18 protein-coding genes are annotated in these 18748 nt (G+C 63.4%); 15 read left to right on the top strand and 3 right to left on the bottom strand.

Going from position 1 to position 18748, the window contains the following annotated elements:
* The first annotated feature begins 57 nt into the window (after window positions 1–57).
* Both AC0L3P_RS12895 and AC0L3P_RS12890 read left to right on the top strand, forming a co-directional pair.
* Window positions 58–876, top strand: a complete 819-nt coding sequence (locus tag AC0L3P_RS12895) for an ABC transporter ATP-binding protein (protein ID WP_354060694.1) — start codon at window positions 58–60, stop codon at window positions 874–876.
* Window positions 876–1661, top strand: a complete 786-nt coding sequence (locus AC0L3P_RS12890; protein WP_473302147.1) for an ABC transporter permease — start codon at window positions 876–878, stop codon at window positions 1659–1661. Before AC0L3P_RS12895 ends, AC0L3P_RS12890 begins: the two co-directional genes overlap by 1 nt.
* A 39-nt stretch (window positions 1662–1700) precedes the next feature.
* Here AC0L3P_RS12890 and AC0L3P_RS12885 read toward each other — a convergent pair whose 3' ends face one another.
* Window positions 1701–2150 carry a cupin domain-containing protein gene (locus AC0L3P_RS12885; protein ID WP_473302145.1) on the bottom strand — a complete coding sequence of 150 codons (450 nt, stop codon included), beginning with the start codon at window positions 2148–2150 and terminating at the stop codon, window positions 1701–1703.
* Window positions 2151–2287: 137 nt separating this feature from the next.
* Between AC0L3P_RS12885 and AC0L3P_RS12880 the strand changes: the two genes are divergently transcribed.
* The 9 genes from AC0L3P_RS12880 to AC0L3P_RS12840 all read left to right on the top strand — a co-directional run bounded on the left by AC0L3P_RS12880 (window position 2288) and on the right by AC0L3P_RS12840 (window position 13082).
* Window positions 2288–3313, top strand: a complete 1026-nt coding sequence (locus tag AC0L3P_RS12880) for an ABC transporter substrate-binding protein (RefSeq protein ID WP_473302142.1) — start codon at window positions 2288–2290, stop codon at window positions 3311–3313.
* 29 nt (window positions 3314–3342) lie between these two features.
* Window positions 3343–4047, top strand: coding sequence for an NUDIX hydrolase (locus AC0L3P_RS12875; RefSeq protein ID WP_473302141.1), 705 nt, complete (start codon window positions 3343–3345; stop codon window positions 4045–4047).
* 95 nt (window positions 4048–4142) lie between these two features.
* On the top strand, window positions 4143–5465 hold the full coding sequence (locus AC0L3P_RS12870; RefSeq protein WP_473302138.1) for an ABC transporter substrate-binding protein: 1323 nt from the start codon (window positions 4143–4145) through the stop codon (window positions 5463–5465).
* Between the two features lie 31 nt (window positions 5466–5496).
* Window positions 5497–6267 carry an ABC transporter ATP-binding protein gene (locus tag AC0L3P_RS12865; RefSeq protein ID WP_473302137.1) on the top strand — a complete coding sequence of 257 codons (771 nt, stop codon included), beginning with the start codon at window positions 5497–5499 and terminating at the stop codon, window positions 6265–6267.
* Window positions 6267–6971: an ABC transporter ATP-binding protein gene (locus AC0L3P_RS12860; RefSeq protein WP_473302136.1), complete on the top strand. Its 705-nt coding sequence runs from the start codon at window positions 6267–6269 to the stop codon at window positions 6969–6971. Before AC0L3P_RS12865 ends, AC0L3P_RS12860 begins: the two co-directional genes overlap by 1 nt.
* Window positions 6972–6984: 13 nt before the next feature.
* A complete protein-coding gene (locus AC0L3P_RS12855; RefSeq protein WP_354205495.1) occupies window positions 6985–7866 on the top strand; it encodes a branched-chain amino acid ABC transporter permease in 882 nt (293 codons plus the stop codon).
* On the top strand, window positions 7863–8882 hold the full coding sequence (locus tag AC0L3P_RS12850; protein ID WP_354060709.1) for a branched-chain amino acid ABC transporter permease: 1020 nt from the start codon (window positions 7863–7865) through the stop codon (window positions 8880–8882). Before AC0L3P_RS12855 ends, AC0L3P_RS12850 begins: the two co-directional genes overlap by 4 nt.
* A complete protein-coding gene (locus tag AC0L3P_RS12845) occupies window positions 8842–9792 on the top strand; it encodes a polyphosphate kinase 2 family protein (RefSeq protein WP_354060711.1) in 951 nt (316 codons plus the stop codon). The genes AC0L3P_RS12850 and AC0L3P_RS12845 overlap by 41 nt, the downstream gene beginning before the upstream one ends.
* Before the next feature lie 959 nt (window positions 9793–10751).
* Window positions 10752–13082, top strand: coding sequence for a mechanosensitive ion channel domain-containing protein (locus AC0L3P_RS12840; protein WP_473302132.1), 2331 nt, complete (start codon window positions 10752–10754; stop codon window positions 13080–13082).
* Between the two features lie 675 nt (window positions 13083–13757).
* Here the strand turns inward: AC0L3P_RS12840 and AC0L3P_RS12835 are convergent.
* Window positions 13758–14075 carry a hypothetical protein gene (locus AC0L3P_RS12835; protein ID WP_275173519.1) on the bottom strand — a complete coding sequence of 106 codons (318 nt, stop codon included), beginning with the start codon at window positions 14073–14075 and terminating at the stop codon, window positions 13758–13760.
* Window positions 14076–14407: 332 nt separating this feature from the next.
* Here AC0L3P_RS12835 and AC0L3P_RS12830 point away from each other — a divergent pair, with 332 nt between their 5' ends.
* The 4 genes from AC0L3P_RS12830 to AC0L3P_RS12815 all read left to right on the top strand — a co-directional run bounded on the left by AC0L3P_RS12830 (window position 14408) and on the right by AC0L3P_RS12815 (window position 18349).
* A complete protein-coding gene (locus AC0L3P_RS12830; RefSeq protein ID WP_354060717.1) occupies window positions 14408–15406 on the top strand; it encodes a Bug family tripartite tricarboxylate transporter substrate binding protein in 999 nt (332 codons plus the stop codon).
* Between the two features lie 266 nt (window positions 15407–15672).
* Window positions 15673–17325, top strand: coding sequence for an NAD-dependent malic enzyme (locus AC0L3P_RS12825; protein WP_473302129.1), 1653 nt, complete (start codon window positions 15673–15675; stop codon window positions 17323–17325).
* 239 nt (window positions 17326–17564) lie between these two features.
* Complete coding sequence (locus AC0L3P_RS12820; RefSeq protein ID WP_354060721.1) at window positions 17565–18080, top strand: septal ring lytic transglycosylase RlpA family protein; 516 nt, start codon at window positions 17565–17567, stop codon at window positions 18078–18080.
* Window positions 18081–18193: 113 nt separating this feature from the next.
* Complete coding sequence (locus AC0L3P_RS12815; RefSeq protein WP_473302128.1) at window positions 18194–18349, top strand: hypothetical protein; 156 nt, start codon at window positions 18194–18196, stop codon at window positions 18347–18349.
* 21 nt (window positions 18350–18370) lie between these two features.
* Here the strand turns inward: AC0L3P_RS12815 and AC0L3P_RS12810 are convergent, their stop codons facing one another.
* A complete protein-coding gene (locus AC0L3P_RS12810) occupies window positions 18371–18676 on the bottom strand; it encodes a hypothetical protein (RefSeq protein ID WP_247358856.1) in 306 nt (101 codons plus the stop codon).
* Between the last annotated feature and the right edge of the window lie 72 nt (window positions 18677–18748).

Below are 18748 nucleotides of genomic sequence, written 5' to 3'. Positions count from 1 at the left end.
TGATTGAACTTGGCTGCGCGAGCGGCTAAGGCATCGGGCCAAGTTCGGAGGGAATACATGACGACGCCTACGGCGGTGGCGCTGGAAGATGCCAAGGTCGCGTTCCGGCTGGGGGACGAGCGGGTCTATACGGCGGTGGAGAAGGCGAATCTGACGGTCGGAGAGGGCGAGTTCGTCGCCATCGTCGGCCCAACCGGCTGCGGGAAATCGACGCTGCTCAACGTCGCGGCCGGGCTGCTGAAGCCGGCTGCCGGGAGCGTCAGGATATTCGACCAGCCGCTTGCCGGGCTGAACCGGGATGCCGGCTATCTGTTCCAGGCCGATGCGCTGTTCCCCTGGAAGACCGCGCTCGACAACGTCGCGATCGGGCTCGAAGTCAGCGGCACGCCGCGCAGCGAGGCGCTGCCGCGGGCGCAAAAGTGGCTGACCTCGGTCGGCTTGGGTGCCTTCGCCAACCGCTATCCTCACATGCTCTCGGGTGGCCAGCGCAAGCGCGTGGCGTTGGCGCAGGTGCTGATCCGCGATCCGAAGATCCTGCTGATGGACGAGCCGTTCGGGCCGCTGGATGCGCAGACCCGGCAGGTGATGGGCAACCTGCTGCTCGACCTCTGGAACGCCGACCGCAAGGCCGTGCTGTTCGTCACCCATGATCTGGAAGAGGCGATCGCGCTCGCCGACCGCGTCGTGATCATGTCGGCGGGGCCGTCCTCCCGCATCATCGGCGACTGGCGCGTGAGCCTGCCGCGCCCGCGCGACATTTTTGAAGTGCGGCTGGACAAGGAATTCCATGCGCTTCATCGCGAGATCTGGAGCGTGCTCAAGGACGAGGTCATGAAGGGCTATGCGCAGTCCACGCAAGCGGCGGAGGCGGTGTGATGTCGCGGCTGACGCTGCTCTCGCTGCAAGTGCTGGTCGCGGTGGTCTGCCTCGCGCTGTGGCAATTGCTGTCGACCGTGCCCGTGTTCGGCAAGATCCTGCTGCCGCCGTTCTTCTTCTCCAACCCGGTCGACGTCTTCGCCCAGATCGTCAAATGGTTCTCGTCCGGTGTGATCTGGAAGCATCTCGGCATCACGCTGACGGAATCGATCCTGGCCTTCGTGATCGGATCGACCGGTGGCGTGCTGATCGGCTTCTGGTTCGCGCGCCAGCCGCTGGTCGCTGCGGTGTTCGATCCCTACGTCAAGATGGTCAACGCTCTGCCGCGTGTGGTGCTGGCGCCGATCTTCGCGCTGTGGCTTGGACTGGGCATCTGGTCCAAGGTCGCGCTCGGCGTGACGCTGGTGTTCTTCATCGTGTTCTTCAATGTCTATCAGGGCGTCAAGGAGGTCAGCCGCACCGTGCTCGACAATGGTCGCATGCTCGGCATGAGCGAGCGGCAGCTGATGCAGCACGTCTATTGGCCCTCGGCGCTGTCGTGGATGTTCTCATCCCTGCACACGTCGGTGGGCTTTGCCGTGGTCGGTGCGGTCGTCGGCGAATATCTGGGATCGGCGGCGGGGCTCGGCTATCTCATTCAGCAGGCCGAGGGCGTATTCGATGTCGCCGGGGTGTTCGCCGGCATGTTCGTGCTGTCGGCCTTTGTCATTCTGATCGATTTTGGTGTGACGCTGGTCGAGCGGAGACTGCTGGTCTGGCGCCCGACCGTGGACGGACGCGGCTAGGCCGCAAGGGGCCCGCGCGCCGCGCGAGCCCCGGATCGATCAATCCAGCAACTTGGTGTCGTCGGGGGCCTGCGGCGGCGTCTTGATCGCGATCGCCTTGACCTGTCCGCTGATCGGCTTGGTGCCGCCATGCGGCGTCCCCTTCGGGATGATGACGAGGTCGCCCGGCTTCACCGTGACCTCCTTGTCGCCGAACCAGATCGTGCCGGTGCCCTCCAAAATATACTGGATCTCGTTCGTGTTGGGATGCATGTGCTTGGGCACATTGCCGACCTGGATCGAGATGGTGGCGCCGTCGGCACTCGCGAACATCTTGGAACGGAAGCCGACGGCGTTGGCGTTCCCGAGCGCGTCGCTCTCCATCTCGCCGGTGTGGATGATCTGCGGAGTGATATTCTCCGCGGCCAGCGCCGGCCGCAGCAGGTGGGTTGCGCCGCATCCGGCGGCAAAAGCGGTGGCGATCGACAGTCCGATTGCAAGGCGATTCATGGATGATCCTCCCCATCAAGAATTGTTCTTGTGGGCTCATGCTATTGCGCCGAAAGGCCGATGGCCAGCGCCTTCGGTCCTGCTTCTCAAGCCAGTCCGGCTGCTCTATGGTGCCGCCAGCCGAACGGAGGAAACCAATGAAGAACACGATAGCCAGGCTCGCGGGCGCGCTGCTCGCGCTGACGCTCACCACCGGTCTCGCGGCGGCGCAAAGCAAGGTTACCATCGCGATCGGCGGCGGCTCCTGCCTGTGCTACCTGCCCACGGTGCTGGCCAAGCAGCTCGGCGAATACGACAAGGCGGGTCTCAATGTCGAGCTCGTGGACCTCAAGGGCGGCTCGGACGCGCTCAAGGCCGTGCTCGGTGGCAGCGCCGACGTGGTCTCCGGCTATTTCGACCATTGCGTCAACCTCGCGGCCAAGAAGCAGGAGCTTCAGGCGTTCGTCGTCTATGACCGCTATCCCGGCCTCGTGCTGGTGGTTTCGCCCTCGCACACCAACGAGATCAAGTCGATCAAGGACCTCGCCGGCAAGAAGGTCGGCGTCAGCGCGCCCGGCTCCTCCACTGACTTCTTCCTGAAGTATATGCTGAAGAAGAATGGCGTGGATCCCGCCAGCACCGCCGTGATCGGCGTCGGCCTCGGAGCCACTGCGGTCGCCGCCATGGAGCAAGGCCAGATCGACGCGGCCGTGATGCTCGATCCGTCCGTGACCGTGCTCCAGGGCAGCCACAAGGATCTGCGCATCCTCTCGGACACCCGCACGCAAAAGGATACGCTCGAGACCTTCGGGGGCGAATATCCGGGCGGCGCGCTGTACTCGACCGCGGCCTGGGTTGCCGGCCACGAGAAGGAGACGCAGGCGCTCACCAACGCGATCCTGGGCACGCTTGCCTGGATCCACTCGCACTCACCCGAGGAGATCATGGCGAAGATGCCGGAGGAAACGGTCGGCAAGAACAAGGACCTCTATCTCGCGGCACTCAAGAACACGATCCCGATGTACTCCGAGACCGGCAAGATGGACCCGAAGGGCGCTGACGCCGTGCTCGCGGTGTTCAGCGTCGGATCGCCCGACGTGGCGAACGCCAAGATCGACGTCAGCAAGACCTTCACCAATAAGTATGTCGAGCAGGCCAAGAAGACCACGGGGAGCGTCAAATAACCGACGCGAAGGCGTGGTCATCAGGCGTCATGACGTCAGCAATCATTCATCGGGTCACGACGCTTGAACTTGCCGTGCGGCCGGTCGCCTGGGCGTTCGCGGAGGAGCGACGCGCCGAGATCACGGCGCATTTCGCCGAGAAGCAGCGCGAGCGGCCAAAGATCTGGAACGGCCGCGTCCTGCTCGGGCGCGATGCAATGTTCGCCGACGGCCATCTTTCTGCGACCTATTTTGAGACCGATTTCGCGAGCTTCCTCGCCTGGCGCGACTGGGGCTTTCCTGACAAGGCCGTGTTCAACGGCTTTGGCATGGGCGCGCTGCGCACCTCCGACGGCGCCTTCGTCATGGGCGAGATGGCGCAACACACCGCCAATGCCGGCCGGATCTATTTCCCCTCGGGGACGCCCGATCTCGACGACGTCAGGGGCGACACGCTCGACATTCCCGGCAGTGTGATCCGCGAACTCGAGGAAGAGACCGGCCTGACCGCGACCGACTATCGGGTCGAGCCGGACTGGCACTGCGTCGTCACTGGTCCCGCGATTGCAATGCTGAAAATTATCAACCTGGACATGCCGGGTGATGTGGCGCGTGCGCGGATCGAAGCCAATCTGGCGGGCGAGGCCGAGCCAGAGCTCTCGGCCATTCATCTCGTGCGCGGCATGAGTGATCTCACGCCGTCCATGCCGCGATTTGTCACGGCCTTCGTCGAGCAGCAGTTCGCGTTGCGCTGATGCGCGAGGCTTGACATCGCTGCGCTCAGCCCATGTGATGGGCAAAATTGCAAACGTAAAAAGAATGCAATGCACAATCGTCCAGGGAGGTTTTGATGCGCGTGCGCAGGGCTGCCCGTTTGGTACGTGGGCTGTTGGTCGCGATATCAGCGACGGGCTTGGCAGTGTGCGCCCAGGCCCAAGATCAAATCAAAGAGAAGAAGATCAAGATCGGCGTCGTTTTCGATTTGACCGGGCCTCTCGCCGGCGGCGGCTCTGAGCTCGGCTATATCGGCGCAAAGATCGTCCTTGACCATTTCGCCAAGACCGGCGTCGAGGGTTACAAGATCGAAGCGGTCTACGCCGATGCGCAGAGCAAGCCTGACATCGCGATCAACGAATCCGTCCGCCTGCTCGAGCAGGAAAAGGTCGACATGGTGCTCGGCTTCTTCTCCTCGGCGCAATGCGTGCCGGTCGCGGCGCGCGTCGAGCAGCTCAAGAAGTTCATGTGGATGACGACCTGCATCTCGTCGGCCGTGTTCAACGAGAAGGGTTATAAATACGTCTTCCGCCCGCAGGCGAGCGGCGACCAGTTCGGCATGATGACGATGGATTTCATCGCGCAGAACGCCAAGGCGAAGTTCGACAAGGAGCCGAAGGATCTGCGCGTCGCCATCATTCACGAGGACGGCGCCTATGGCGTCGACGTGTCCAGGGGTAACGAGGCCGGCGCGAAGAAGGCGGGCTTCAACGTCGTGATGAAGGAGGGCTATTCGGCCACCGCGCCTGACCTCTCCGCGCTGGTGACCAAGTTGAAGCGGGCCAAGCCCGACGTCATTTTCCACACCGGCTACAACCCCGATATCACGCTGCTGCTGCGTCAGGCCCGCGAGCAGGGGCTGAAGTTCGGCGCGCTGATGGGGCACGGCGCGGGTTACGGCGTCTATGAGAAGCTGAAGGAAGGCATGGGGGCTGATGCCACCTACATCTTCAACACCGACCCGATCTCGATCTGGCTTGCCAACCAGAAGACCATGGACCCCAAGCTTCCGCCTGTGATCAAGATGGTCGGCGAGGAATTCGACAAGATCCGGCCCGGCGTCGCCATCCGCTCGGCGCATGTCGGCATCGGTGCGTCCAACACTTATGTGTTCATGAATGACGTGCTGCCGCGCGCGATCAAGAAATATGGCGGGGTCGATCCGGATGCGCTGCGCAAGGCTGCACTCGACACCGATATTCCCGAAGGGGGCACCATGCTCGGCTTCGGCGTCAAATTCTACGGCGAGGGCACGCCGATGGCCGGACAGAACGAGCGCTCGTTCCCGGTCGTGATCCAGTACATCGACGACAAGTCCTCCGTGGTGTGGCCCAAGAGCCAGGCGCAGCGCGAGGCCGTGCTGCCGCTGCCGAAGGGCACCACCTACAGCAACCAGTAGCGCCAATGCGCGCAGAGAGGAGAGCGGGACGGTGCTGGAAGTCAGCGGGCTGGTGAAGCGGTTTGGTGGCTTCACCGCCGTCAACAATGTGTCGTTCAAAGTCGATCAGGGCGAGATCCTCGGCCTGATTGGACCCAACGGCTCGGGCAAGAGCACGATCTTCAACATGCTCTCGGGCACGCTGGCGCCGACGTCCGGTTCGATCCTGTTCGGCGGCTCCGAGATCGCAGGCCTTCCGCCGCACCGGATCATCAACAGCGGCATCGGTCGCACCTTCCAGATCCCGCGGCCATTCCGCCGCCTGACGATCTTCGAGAACGTCGCGCTCGCCGGATTTTACGGCCAGGGCCGCCACAGCCGTGCCAGGGCCGAGGAGGCGGCCGAGCGATCGCTGGCGATGGTCGGCTTGCCGACCGATCGCCATGCCAGCGTCGATGGCCTCGGTGCGGCCGGCCTGAAGAAGCTCGAACTGGCGAAAGCGCTCGCCACCTCGCCAAAACTTCTGCTGGCCGATGAGAGCCTCGGCGGCCTCGACGAGGCCGAGATGGGGCAGGCGGCCGACATGCTGCGCAACATCCGCGACGAGCTCGGCATCACCATCATCTGGGTCGAGCATATCATGGGCGTGCTGATGCGCGTCGTCGATCGCGTCATGGTGCTCGATCACGGCGAGAAGATATCGGAAGGTTTGCCGAGTGCCGTTGCCGGCGATCCCCGCGTCATCGAAGTCTATCTCGGCACCGATGCCGAGACCACGCAGGCCGCGGCCGCCGCAGCGCGCCGCCGCGCGGGGGTGCAGTGATGCTGGAGCTCCGCGGCGTTAATGCCGGCTATGGCACGTTCCAGGCACTGTTCGACGTCGATCTCGACGTGAAGGCGGGTGAGGCTGTCGGCGTCATCGGGCCGAACGGGGCCGGCAAGACCACCTTGATGCGCGTCATCTCCGGCCTGATCCGTCCCTCGCGTGGGTCGATCAGAATGGAAGCCGTCGACGTCGTGGCCACGCCGCCGCACAAGATCGTCAGCCTCGGGATCGCGCATGTGCCGGAGAATCGGCGGCTGTTTCCGCAGCTCTCGGTCGACGACAATCTCAAGATGGGCGCCTTCATGAAGGAGGCGCGCGACCACTACGCCGAACGGCTGGACGTGGTGTTCGAACTGTTTCCGCGCCTGAAGGAGCGCCGCCACCAGATGGCCGGCACCATGTCCGGCGGCGAGCAGCAGATGTGCGCCATCGGCCGCGCGCTGATGTCGAATCCAAAGCTGCTGCTGCTCGACGAGCCCTCGGCGGGACTCGCGCCGGTCGTGGTGCAGCAGGTGTTCGAGCTGGTGAAGCGGATCCGCGCCAGCGGGCTGACCGTGCTGATCGTCGAGCAGAATGTGCAGCAGGTGCTGCGGGTGGTCGATCGTGCCTATTTGATCGAGGCGGGCTCGATCAGGTCCTCGGGCACCTCGGCCGAGATGCTGGCGAGCGACACGGTCAAGGAAGCGTATCTCGGGGTGTGAGGTTCATGCGGGCATGCAAGCGTTTTTAGACATTTTCGACATCTACCTGCTGGAGGCGGTGATCAACGGCATCCTGCTCGGCGGCGTGCTGGCGCTGCTCGCGCTCGGGCTCAATCTGATCTTCGGCGTCATCGACGTGACCTGGATCTGCTACGCAGAGCTGGTGATGATCGGCATGTACGCCATGTATTTCCTGGTGCAGTATTACGGCATCAGCTATTTCCTCGCCGCGCCGCTCACCATCCTGCTGGTCGCGGTACTCGGCGCGGCGCTGCATTACCTCGTGATCGCGCCGCTGCTCACCGCGCCGCCGATCAACCAGTTGCTCGCGACCGGCGGGGTGCTGTTCGTGCTGCAGAGCTTTGCCACCGTCGCCTTCGGCATCGACTTCCGCAACCTCGGCATCCGCCTGCCGGTGCTCGCCTTCGGCGAGATGAATTTCAGCTACGCACGACTTCTGTCCTTCCTGGCTGCGCTGGTCGGCATGGTCGCGGTCTATCTGTTCATGACGCGGACCTTCACCGGCACCGCGATCCGGGCGATCTCGCAGGACCGGCAGATCATGGCGCTGATGGGCGTCGACACGAAGCGGATCTATCTCATCACCTCCGCGATCGGCGGGGGGCTGGCCGGGCTCGCAGCATGCCTGCTGGTTCTGCAGTATGACGTGCATCCGTTCGTTGGCCTGTCGTTCGGGCCGATCACTTTCCTGATCTGCGTGCTCGGGGGGTTAGGCAATTTCATCGGCGGCTTCATCGCCGCCTTCGTGTTCGCCGAGATCATCTCGCTCGGCGGCCTGTTCTCCGATCTCGAATGGGGCTACGTGCTCGCCTTCGCCTTCTTCATTGTCATGATGTTCATCCGGCCCGCGGGCCTGCTCGCGAGGCGCCGATGATGGGGCGGGGACGACTTGCAGCCTGGGCGGTGGGATTGGCGGCGCTGGTCGCGCTGCCTTTCGTCTATCGCGATCCCTATCATCTGCACATCCTGGTGCTGATCCTGATCTGGTCGTTCGCCTATACGTCCTGGTCGATGATGGGGCGGTTCGGCCTGGTCTCGCTCGGCCATGGCGGGTTCATGGGGATCGGCGCCTATGTCACCGCGCTACTCTGGAATCACCTGGGATGGTCGCCCTGGATCGGCATCCCCATGGGCATGGTCGCAGCCGGCGCGCTGGCGCTGATCGTCGGCTATCCCTGCTTTCGCTTCCGCATCACCGGGCACTATTTCGTGCTGGTGACGCTCGCGCTCTCCGGCATCGTGCTCCAGGTCATCACGGCGACGCGCGACTATACCGGCGGCTCGCTCGGCTACACGCCGAACCGGGCCGCGGGCAACAAGCTCTGGGCGCTGCAATTCGACGACAAGATCACCTGGTATTTGATCGCGCTCGGGGTCTGGCTTTTCGGCATCGTGGTCTGGCACTGGGTCGATCGCAGCATGGCCCGCTATGCGCTGGAGGCGATCTCGGAGGACGAGGACGCCGCGGCCGCGGCCGGCGTCGACGTGACCGCGGAGAAGCTGAAGATCACGCTGCTCAGCGCGCTGATGACGGCGCTTGCGGGTGCGATCTACTGCCAGTACCAGATGTTCATCACGCCAGACACGGTCAGCGGCATCGCGGTGTCGCTCCAGATGGTGTTCGCGGCCATCGTCGGCGGCCTGTTCGTCTCGCTCGGCCCGACCTTTGGCGCCATCATCACGATTATGCTGGCTGAGACCCTGCGCATCGGCTTTGGCACCAAGGCGGTCGGCTGGGACAATCTCGTCTACGGCGTGCTGCTCGTGCTTTTCATCATATTCCTTCCGAAGGGCATCCTTGGTAGCTTGCTCGATCGATTGAAGCCGCAACGCAAGGTGCCCCGCGCTCATGAGCAAGAAGTCGTCCAAATCGCTCGCCCAGGAGCTTGACCGCTACATCACGCCATTCCGCTATGATGGTTCGGGCAAGTTTCATCTCAAGGACCACAAGACCGACGAGAAGGGCGACCTCGACAAGGAGAAGGCGCAGGAGATTCTCGAGGCCAACAAGAAGCGGCTGATCGCGTTTCAGGAGAAGCTCTACGCCCAGGACCGCTGGTCGGTGCTGATCGTGTTCCAGGCGATGGACGCCGGCGGTAAGGATTCGGCGATCAAGGCGATCTTCGAGGGCATCAATCCGCAAGGCTGCGCAGTCAGTGCCTTCAAGGCGCCGAGCAGCAAAGAGCTCGACCACGACTTCCTCTGGCGCCACGCGGTCGCGCTGCCGGAGCGCGGCCATATCGGCATCTTCAACCGCTCCCATTACGAGGAATGCCTAGTGACGCGCGTGCACCCGGAGATCCTCGCCAAGGAGAAGCTGCCGCAGAAGGTCCTCACCAAGAACATCTGGAAGGAGCGGTTCGAGGACATCTCTGCGTGGGAGCGCTATCTCTCGCGCAACGGCACCGTGGTGCTGAAATTCTTCCTCAACCTGTCCAAGGACGAGCAACGCGAGCGCTTCCTCGACCGGCTGGAGGAGCCGGCCAAGCAGTGGAAGTTCTCGATGGACGACATCAAGGAGCGCGCGCTGTGGCCGCGCTATCAGGCAGTTTATCAGGACATCGTCCGGCACACGGCCACGCCGCATGCGCCGTGGTATGTCGTGCCGGCCGACCACAAATGGTTCGCCCGCGTCGTGATCGGGTCGGCCATCGTCGCGGCGCTGGAGAAGCTCGATCTACGCTTCCCCCGCGCCGACAAGGCCTCGCTGGGCGAATTCGACGAGGTTCGCAAGGCGCTGGAGAAGGAGGAGAAGGCGGACAAGAAACAAAAAACGCGAAAACAACCCCATGCACAGTAGCCGGGGATAGCGAAATCAATGACTTGAAGGCCAGCTCGATCGATTGCGGATTTGTCGAAGCGGTTTGACTCGTCGGGCAAAACAGGGGTATGATGTCATCATCCCCAATCCCTCAGTACCCACGCGCCAACCCGTAGCAGACGCGCTCTACATTTGCGGGAAGGGCAGTCTCGTAACTCGTCCACTTCTCGTGTTTCGGCAGCGGTGAATCCGTCGCCCTGGAATGGAACGCGCCCTCAAATGTGATTTGCGCGCCATTGATCTTGCTTGACAGTCTTGCGTCACGGGAGGACCATCCCAATGGTCGCAAACAAGCGACGCGCAACGTCCACATCAAGAGCAAGGGGAGGTCTATGACACCACCTCCGCAGAACCAGCCGCGTTAAGTGCGATGGAGCTCGTTCGGACTATCGCATAGCGGCAGAAACGCGAACGGCACGCCGGGCCAAGGTCTAGTGGGCTGCATCAGTGTGGCATAGCCCCTACCTGCCCGGCGCTGTACTCTGCATCAGATCGATTGCATCACAGCGATCATGTCGGATGGCCGTAACAAGGCCGCCGCGCTTTTGACATCCTGCTTCTCTCCTCCTCCTCATCGCGTCATTCCGGGCCGACTCCCGTAATGACGCAGGGCGATCGCATATCAGGGCGATCGCACATGACGTCTCGGCGGCGCCTGAGCGAGCGCCCTCGTCCTTCGAGACGACCGCTTCGCGGCCTCCTCAGGATGAGGCTCAACTGCATCAATCTGCATTGAAATGCTGCCGCATACTCTTCCCTCGGCTTGAGTCCACGGTTCCCGCTTCCTGCACCGCGGCAAATGCCAAGAGAATGTCGCCTCATTGGCCAACTTCCGACACAGCGCCCGGGCGAATAGCGTCGATCCGACATGATGCATGTGCTTCGGCGGTGACGGGCCCGACGTCGCCGTCGCATTCATTTTTCCCAGGGAATCCCTCGTGTCGCATAAGCTTGCCTCTGCGCTTCTCGCCGCGCTCTTGATCGCGATCTCCTCTCTCTCCAGCACCCGCGCCGCGCCGCCTGCGCCGACGGCAAACAGCGCTGCCGCGTTGTCGCCCGATGAGGCCAAGCGGGCGCTGGAAACGCTGCAGGACGACAAGAAGCGCACGCAGATGATCGACACGCTGCGCGCGATCGCCAATGCGTCCGGTCCACAGCAGCCTGTGCCCGAGCCAAAATCGCCGATCCCGCTCGCGGCCGACGGCCTCGGTGCGCAGCTCATGCTCACCGTGTCTGAGGAGATCGGCGAAATTTCGCGAGACGTCGCCGATATGGCCAGGACGCTCACGCATTTCCCGGCGTTCTATTACTGGATCGTGCGGACCGCGAACGATCCCGCGGCCTACAATCTCCTGATCGAGATCGCCTGGAAGCTCGGTCTGGTGTTCGGCTGCGCCTTTTGCGCCGAATGGGTGATGTTCCGTCTGATCCGGCGCCCCGTCGTGTTCCTGGAAGGGCGCATGCCGCAAACGGCGCGTCTGCCGGTGCAGGTGTTGCCCATTGCCGATCCGCCGTCATCGGTCGCCGATGTCACCCCCGCGCCCGAACTGCACAGGCGCCGCCACAGCCTGGCGCGGGCTTGGCAAATCATGCTGCGGCTGCCCCTCGTGCTGGGACGCTTCCTGCTCGAGCTGCTACCCGTGTTGGTCTTTGTCGGCGTCGCCACGGCGCTGCTCGGCACCGAGATCGGGGAGCCCACCACCGTCCGTCTCGTGATCCTCGCGGTCGTCAACGCCTATGCGTTCTCGCGCGGGCTCATCTGTGTGGTCCGTGTGCTGGCGGGACCGTTCGGCTTGTTTCCGGTCAAGGCCGAGACCGCTGCCTATATCGAGATCTGGGCGCGCCGTATCGTCGGTGTCGGCGTCTCCGGCATCGCCTTTGCGAATGTGGCGCTGCTGCTCGGCCTGCATCGCGGCGGCTATGCCGCGCTCCTGCGCATGGTGATGCTGGTCGTGCATCTCTTCATCGTCGTGATCATCCTGCAATGCCGCCGCCAGGTCGCCGAAGCCATCCGCGCGCCGGCCGACCGGCAGGGGATCGCGGCGGGACTGCGCAACCGCATTGCGGGCGGCTGGCATTATCTCGCCATCGCGCTCGACTTGGCGCTATGGGCCGTGTGGGCGCTGAACATTCGCAACGGCTATTCGTTGCTGCTGCAATATTTCGTCGGCACCATCGCTGTGGCGCTGATCACGCGTGTCGCCATCATGCTGACGCTCGGCCTGATCGACCGCGGCTTCCGCATCAAGCCGGAAATCCTCCAGCGCTTTCCAGGCCTCGAAATCCGCGCCAATCGCTACCTGCCGCTGCTGCGCAAGATCGTATCTGGCGTCATCGCCTTCATCGGTCTGGTGGCCGTGCTCGAAGTCTGGGGCGTCGACGCCATCGTCTGGTTCTATGGCGGCCAGATCGGCAGCCGGCTGATCTCGGCGGTGGTGACGATCGGACTTGCCGTATTCATCGCGGCGGCGATCTGGGAAGCCAGCAACGCGCTGCTGGACCGCCAGATCAACACGCTGTCGCGCGACGGCCACTATGCCCGCGCCGCGCGGCTGCGGACCTTTCAGCCGATGCTGCGCACGGCCTTGCTGTGCGTGATCGCCACCGTCGTCGGCCTCACGGCGCTCAGCGAGATCGGCGTCAATGTCGCGCCGCTGCTGGCGGGCGCCGGCATCGTCGGCATCGCCATCGGCTTCGGCTCGCAGAAGCTGGTGCAGGACCTCATCACCGGGCTGTTCCTGCTGCTGGAGAACACCGTCCAGGTCGGCGACAGCGTCAGCGTGTCGGGGCTATCGGGCGTGGTCGAGAACGTCTCGATCCGCACGATCAGGCTCAGGGCCGGCGACGGTGCCGTGCACATCGTGCCGTTCAGCGCGGTCACGACCATCACCAATGCCAGCCGCGGCGCCGGCAATGCGTCCGTCAGCGTCAACGTCGCCTACAAGGAGGATACCGATCGCGCCGGCCAGATCCTCAAGGAAATCGTCGACGAGATGCGCCGCGAGGTGGAATTCCGCAGCCTGATCCGCGGCGATCTCGAGCTCTGGGGCATCGACAAGGTCGACGGAGCCATGGTGTCGATCGTCGGCCAGATCCGCTGCACCGAGGCCGGCCGCTGGCCGGTGCAGCGCGAATTCAACCGCCGCATGAAGCAGCGTTTCCAGCACAACGGCATCGAGGTCGCATCCGCCACCCAGACCATCCTGATGCACATCGCGCCGCCGGCCGATAGCGCCGCTCATCTGACGCGGCGTCGAGCGGCAGGATAGGGCGTGCACCCCTAAACGTCGGCTTACCAATCCAAAGCGGAAGTCTCCCACCCTGCGTGTGATCGGCGGCTCGTGACCCGAAGCGGATATCCCTGCAGGGATAACGTCAGCAGGCAAGAGCCGACGATCTATTCCTGTATCTTCAACCTTTTGTTAGCTTCGGTTCAATTTGGGAGATGACCCAGTTTGCTGAAGGATGGCAAAATCACGGATTATGACGGGGTGGCTGACCATAATAAAATCGATCGGCGGGTTTGTCGCCGGTTGGGGCGCCTGCGTATTAGTAGCTTGGATAGGGCTTGCCCAGCTGTGCAACTGGTACACGACAGGAGGACTGCTCGTCTCGTTTGGACGCGGGGTGGACAACCTCCGCCACTGGCAGATCATCACTTATGAAACTCACCCTATAGGCTTGGTTGCGCATCTCGCTCTTTGCGTGATGATGGCTGCATTGGGACTGGCGTTGTGCGCAGGGCAGCTTTTGGTAATTCGAAGATGGTGGCTGAATAAACCGAAACCGACCCGTGAGTGACGTCGTCGCGGCTGGCATCCCTGTTAGATGATAGCCGATGTCGGCTATTGGCCCGTACCCGACCTCGCGGTGCATCCGGTCGAAGGTCGCTTGTGACCCCAAACGGACATTTGGACTCGCCGCCGACGTGAGCGCTATCGGCTCTATTTTGGAGCGCCGGTCTGATTACCCGAACCGGTGGTCTGTTCGCTTTCCGGCCGGCCCGGAGGGTGCGCAGAAGCGCCCGGCTTGTCTTGATCTGCCACGAACCCGGACTGTCCGGAATTGCGTGTCTTGAGCCCCTTGTCTGCATCACGCTGCATCTGCTCGTTGGGCTCGCTAGTCTTGAGCCCACTGTCTACACCACGGTGCATCTCCTCCTTGGTTTGCTCACTAGGTGCGGCCTTTTGCTGTTGGGCCACTGCTTGGAAGGCAATCGCGCTTCCGGCAACGACTATCATCGCGAGAGTTGTTGTTCGCATGCTTTCCTCCAGTGTGTTGCCCCGTCTCCCTAAACGCGCGGACTTCCCAGTGTTTCCTAGTTCCGATTGCTATTTCAAAAGTACGCCGAACGATCGGATTGGATGGGCTCAAAATGTCGCCTATTGGCCCAACTCGGACCTAGGGTGAGGTGCGCCAACACGGCCGGTATCGGAGGCAGGGCGGACCTCACACGAAGTGCAGCGCGAGTTTATGAGTACATGTCCTAAGCGGTCCGGCATCATTTCCGGCTTGCCTCCATCCGTTCGACAGCGTTCACTCCAGCTCCAGCCCGCTGACAACATGCGGGCGACAAAAAGGGTGGGAGAGATTGATGCGGGGGCGGTGGGTTGGACTGCGCGGTCATGTGATCGTCATTTGTGCGTTGCTCGGAAGTGCAGCGTGGACTGCTCCAGCGAGAGCGCAGCCGTTCCCATCGCGCCCCATCACTCTCGTGGTGCCGTTCGCGGCGGGCGGTCCGACCGACACGCTGGCGCGCATCCTGTCCGAACGCATCGCCGCCGAATTGCACGCGACGATCGTGGTCGAAAACGTGGCGGGCGCCTCCGGCAGCATCGCCGGCGCCCGCGTGGCGCGCGCAACGCCTGACGGCACCACGATCACGATCGGCCATTGGGGCACGCATGTGCTCAACGGCGCGATCTTCAAGCTGCCCTATGACGTGATCGCAGATTTCGAGCCGGTCGCGATGATCGCGATGGGCACGCAGCTCATCGTCGGCCGGAAGTCGCTCGAGGCCAACAATCTGAAAGAGATGATCGCGTGGCTGAAGGCCAACCCCGGCAAGGTGACTGCCGGCACGGCCGGCGCCGGCACGGGTGCCCACGTCGCCGGTGTCTTCTTCAAGGAGAGAACCGGCACCGACTTCCAGTTCGTGCCCTATCGCGGCGCGGGGCCCGCCATGATCGACCTCGTGGCCGGGCAGATCGACATCATGTTCGATCAGGCCTCGAACTCGCTGCCGCATTACAAGAACGGTGCGATCAAGGCGTTCGCGGTAACGTCGCCGACGCGGCTCGCCTCCGCACCCGATATCCCGACGGTCGACGAAGCGGGGCTGCCCGGTCTCTACATCTCCTACTGGCACGGCATCTGGGCACCGAAGAACACGCCGAAGGAGATCGTCACGAAGCTCAACGCGGCCATCGTCACCGTGCTTGCCGATCCCGCCGTCAAGCAGCGGTTTGGCGAATTGGGGCAGGAGATTCCTCCGTCCGATCAGCAAACGCCCGCAGCGCTCGGATCCTTCCAGAAGGTCGAGACCGAGAAATGGTGGCCGATCGTGAAGGCCGCCGACATCAAGGCTGAATAATACCCTCCTCATCCTGAGGAGCCCGCGGAGCGGGCGTCTCGAAGGATGCGCCGCGGGCGAGATGGGGCCTGCATGGTTCGAGACGCGCGAAGACGCGCTCCTCACCATGAGGAGCGGGAGCGTTACGGCATTAACCTTTGCCCGTCACCAAAACCTCGCTGCGGTGCGGGATCACAATCATTGCCGCAGTTTTCTGCGTCCTTGATCTCAGGTGAGCGCTGGCCGACAATGCCCGCCCTTCAATAAGAAACTCCCTGGGGGAATTCGTGAATAGACCTGCTCGGGTCAGCGCCCATTCGACATCGTCCGATTCCGTGCACGGCATGGCGCTGCTGCGCGATCCCCTGCTCAACAAGGGCACCGCCTTCACCGCGCAGGAGCGCGACGATCTCGGGCTGCGCGGGCTGCTGCCGCCGTGCGTTCTGACGATGGAGACCCAGGTCGAGCGGGTGCTCGTGAATCTGCGCACGCTGCCGACCGATCTCGAAAAATATGTCGCGCTGAATGCCTTGCATGACCGCAACGAGGCGCTGTTCTTCCGCGTCGTCGTCGACAATATCGACGAGATCCAACCGATCATCTACACCCCGACGGTCGGGCTCGCCTGCCAGAAATACGGCCTGATCTTCCAGCGTCCACGCGGCATGTTCATCTCCTCGCGCGATCGCGGCCAGATCGCCGAGATCCTGAAGAACTGGCCCTATCCGGCCAAGCTGATTGTCGTCACCGATGGCGAACGCATCCTCGGCCTCGGCGATCTCGGCGCCAACGGCATGGGTATTCCGGTCGGAAAACTCTCGCTGTATTCGGCCTGCGCCGGCGTGCATCCCGAAACGTGCCTGCCGATCGTGCTCGACGTCGGGACCAACAACGAAGAGCTCCTGAAAGACCCTTATTATCTCGGCTTGCGCGAGCGGCGGCTCACCGGCGAGGCCTATGACAGCTTCGTCGACGAGTTCATGGTCGCCGCGCGAAAGACCTTTCCGGGTGTGCTGATCCAGTTCGAAGATTTCGCCAATCATTCGGCATTCAAGCTGCTGCACAAATATCGCGACGAGGCCTGCGTCTTCAACGACGACATCCAGGGCACGGCTGCGGTGGCGCTCGCCGGCCTGTTCTCGGCCCTGCGCGTCAACGGCGGCAGACTGAGGGATCAGCGCATCCTGTTCCTCGGCGCGGGCGAGGCCGCGACCGGCATCGCCGATCTCGTGACGTCCGCCATGATGGCGGAGGGCGCCTCCGAGGCGGAAGCGCTCCGCCGCAACTGGCTGGTGGATTCCCGCGGCCTCGTCGTCGGCGGCCGCGAAGGCCTGTCCGGTCACAAGCTCCGTTACGCCCATGCCGACCAGGCGCCGATCGCCGACTTCCTCACCGCGATCAGGACGCTGAAGCCGACGGCCATCATCGGTGTTGCCGCGGTCGGCGGCGCCTTCACGCCCGACGTGCTCAAGGCGATGGCCGAGCTCAACGAGCAGCCGATCGTGTTCGCGCTCTCCAATCCGACCTCGAAGGCCGAATGCTCGGCGGAGGACGCCTACCGCTACACCGGGGGCCGCGCGCTGTTTGCCTGCGGCAGCCCGTATGACCCGGTCAAGCTCAACGGCCGCACCTTCGTGCCGCGCCAGGGCAACAATTCCTACATCTTCCCGGGCGTCGGCCTCGGCGTTATCGCCAGCCGCTCGCGGCTGGTGACGGACGAGATGTTCATGGCGGCCGCCCATACGCTCGCCGATTGCGTCGGCAAGGACGATCTTGCGCAGGGCAGCCTCTATCCGGCGCTGCCGCGCATCCGCGAGGTCTCGGTCCGTATCGCCGCCGCCGTCGCCGACGTCGCTTTTCAGCGCGGCCTGGCGGAAGGACCCGCACCCAATGATGTGAAGGGACTGGTGCAGTCCCAGATGTACGAGCCGCAGTACTGACGCTTACATTCAAGCCGGGCTCGCGGAGGCGGCTCCTCACCACTCCCTCTCGCCGCAAGAACGGGGGAGAGGGAGTGAGAGAGGTGCTCGCGAAAGAATCTGTCTCGATTCAGGACAAGCCAGTGTGGTGGAATCGCCACAGCTAAACGCGAAACGGCTGCGGCCTCAGGCGCGCTTTCGTTCCGACAAGGTTCTGCCCTCATTGCCCGCCGAAACTCGGGGCATTCGGAGGGCGCATCATGTCTTGCTTTGCACGTGCCGAAAATGCCCGGATTTCGTTGGCAACCCTGTGCCGGATACTGCTCGCCATCATCGGCGCGGCGTCGCTTGCGGCGTGTGCGCAATCGCCGGTCGGCCGCCAGAAGGCCGATCTGGCCGGCACGAGCCGGCAGGCCATCGTCGAGCGTCCGCACAGGGTGGCGGCGCTGCGTCCGCGTCCGATCAGCCGGGCGCGCGTCCCCGACGGCGCAAAGCAAAGCGTCTCGCACGGCGTCGCCAGCTTCTATTCCGACACGGAGACCGCGAGCGGCGAGAGGTTCGACAAGAACGAATTGACCGCGGCCCATCCCAGCCTGCCGTTTGGCACCAAGCTGCGCGTCACCGATGTCTCATCCGGTCGCTTCGTGACCGTCAGGATCAACGATCGCGGGCCGTATGTTCGCGGACGCGTGGTCGACATCTCTCCCTCCGCGGCCGAGGCGCTCGGCATGGTCGACAAGGGTGTCACCAATGTCCGGCTCGATGTGGTGCAATAATTTGCAGCTATATCGATCCGAAACGCTGTGCTTAACCGGCTGTTAGCCGCCTCCAGCCACCATGGATACCCAAACATTGGGGACTCCAGATCTAAGCTCTTGGGAGGCGGCGTTTGAACACGATCCAGTATCTCGAAGATCAGGCTACACGCGCCGAGCGGCTCGCCAAGCGGATCACGGATACATTGACGATCGAAAAGCTCCTGACCTTCGCAGGCGAACGCCGCCGCGAGATCGAGGTCATCACCGGCAAGTACCGACGCGCCTGATACTCATCACACCATGCGCGCTCAGCTATGGCTCTCGACGAAGTCGCTGAGATAGTCGGGCAGGGTCATGCCATCGATGTCGCAGCGCGCCCGAATCTCGCCGGCAACGTCGGTCGAGATATCCTTCATCCAGTGCTCGAGCGTGTTGAACGAGATGACCTTGACGGGGTCGTTGAAGCAGCCCGCGACGAGTTCGCCAATCGTGGCGTCGAGATCGCTTCGCTCGACACGGATTTCAGTCGCCTTGTCGAGGCGGTCGATCACCACGAACAGGGTCTGGTCTGCGCCATAGGGCACGACCGGGGCTGGTACGCCGGCTTCAAGCATGTGAGGCACTCACGCCTTCGCTTCCGATCACCATCAACGGGAAAAACCGGAAGAAGGTTCCTGCGCTCAGCC

Source organism: Bradyrhizobium sp. WSM4874, from assembly GCF_055811835.1.
This window is presented reverse-complemented; position numbering and strand designations above follow the sequence as displayed.

What these genes read in the sequence shown, in the direction of transcription:
- AC0L3P_RS12850 (WP_354060709.1), top strand. Translation starts at nt 7,863, where the DNA reads ATGATGGGGCGGGGACGACTTGCAGCCTGGGCGGTGGGATTGGCGGCG.
- AC0L3P_RS12890 (WP_473302147.1), top strand. Translation starts at nt 876, where the DNA reads ATGTCGCGGCTGACGCTGCTCTCGCTGCAAGTGCTGGTCGCGGTGGTC.
- AC0L3P_RS12870 (WP_473302138.1), top strand. Translation starts at nt 4,143, where the DNA reads ATGCGCGTGCGCAGGGCTGCCCGTTTGGTACGTGGGCTGTTGGTCGCG.
- AC0L3P_RS12860 (WP_473302136.1), top strand. Translation starts at nt 6,267, where the DNA reads ATGCTGGAGCTCCGCGGCGTTAATGCCGGCTATGGCACGTTCCAGGCA.
- AC0L3P_RS12845 (WP_354060711.1), top strand. Translation starts at nt 8,842, where the DNA reads ATGAGCAAGAAGTCGTCCAAATCGCTCGCCCAGGAGCTTGACCGCTAC.
- AC0L3P_RS12830 (WP_354060717.1), top strand. Translation starts at nt 14,408, where the DNA reads ATGCGGGGGCGGTGGGTTGGACTGCGCGGTCATGTGATCGTCATTTGT.
- AC0L3P_RS12835 (WP_275173519.1), bottom strand. Translation starts at nt 14,075, where the DNA reads ATGCGAACAACAACTCTCGCGATGATAGTCGTTGCCGGAAGCGCGATT.
- AC0L3P_RS12885 (WP_473302145.1), bottom strand. Translation starts at nt 2,150, where the DNA reads ATGAATCGCCTTGCAATCGGACTGTCGATCGCCACCGCTTTTGCCGCC.
- AC0L3P_RS12880 (WP_473302142.1), top strand. Translation starts at nt 2,288, where the DNA reads ATGAAGAACACGATAGCCAGGCTCGCGGGCGCGCTGCTCGCGCTGACG.
- AC0L3P_RS12810 (WP_247358856.1), bottom strand. Translation starts at nt 18,676, where the DNA reads ATGCTTGAAGCCGGCGTACCAGCCCCGGTCGTGCCCTATGGCGCAGAC.
- AC0L3P_RS12875 (WP_473302141.1), top strand. Translation starts at nt 3,343, where the DNA reads ATGACGTCAGCAATCATTCATCGGGTCACGACGCTTGAACTTGCCGTG.
- AC0L3P_RS12895 (WP_354060694.1), top strand. Translation starts at nt 58, where the DNA reads ATGACGACGCCTACGGCGGTGGCGCTGGAAGATGCCAAGGTCGCGTTC.
- AC0L3P_RS12855 (WP_354205495.1), top strand. Translation starts at nt 6,985, where the DNA reads ATGCAAGCGTTTTTAGACATTTTCGACATCTACCTGCTGGAGGCGGTG.
- AC0L3P_RS12820 (WP_354060721.1), top strand. Translation starts at nt 17,565, where the DNA reads ATGTCTTGCTTTGCACGTGCCGAAAATGCCCGGATTTCGTTGGCAACC.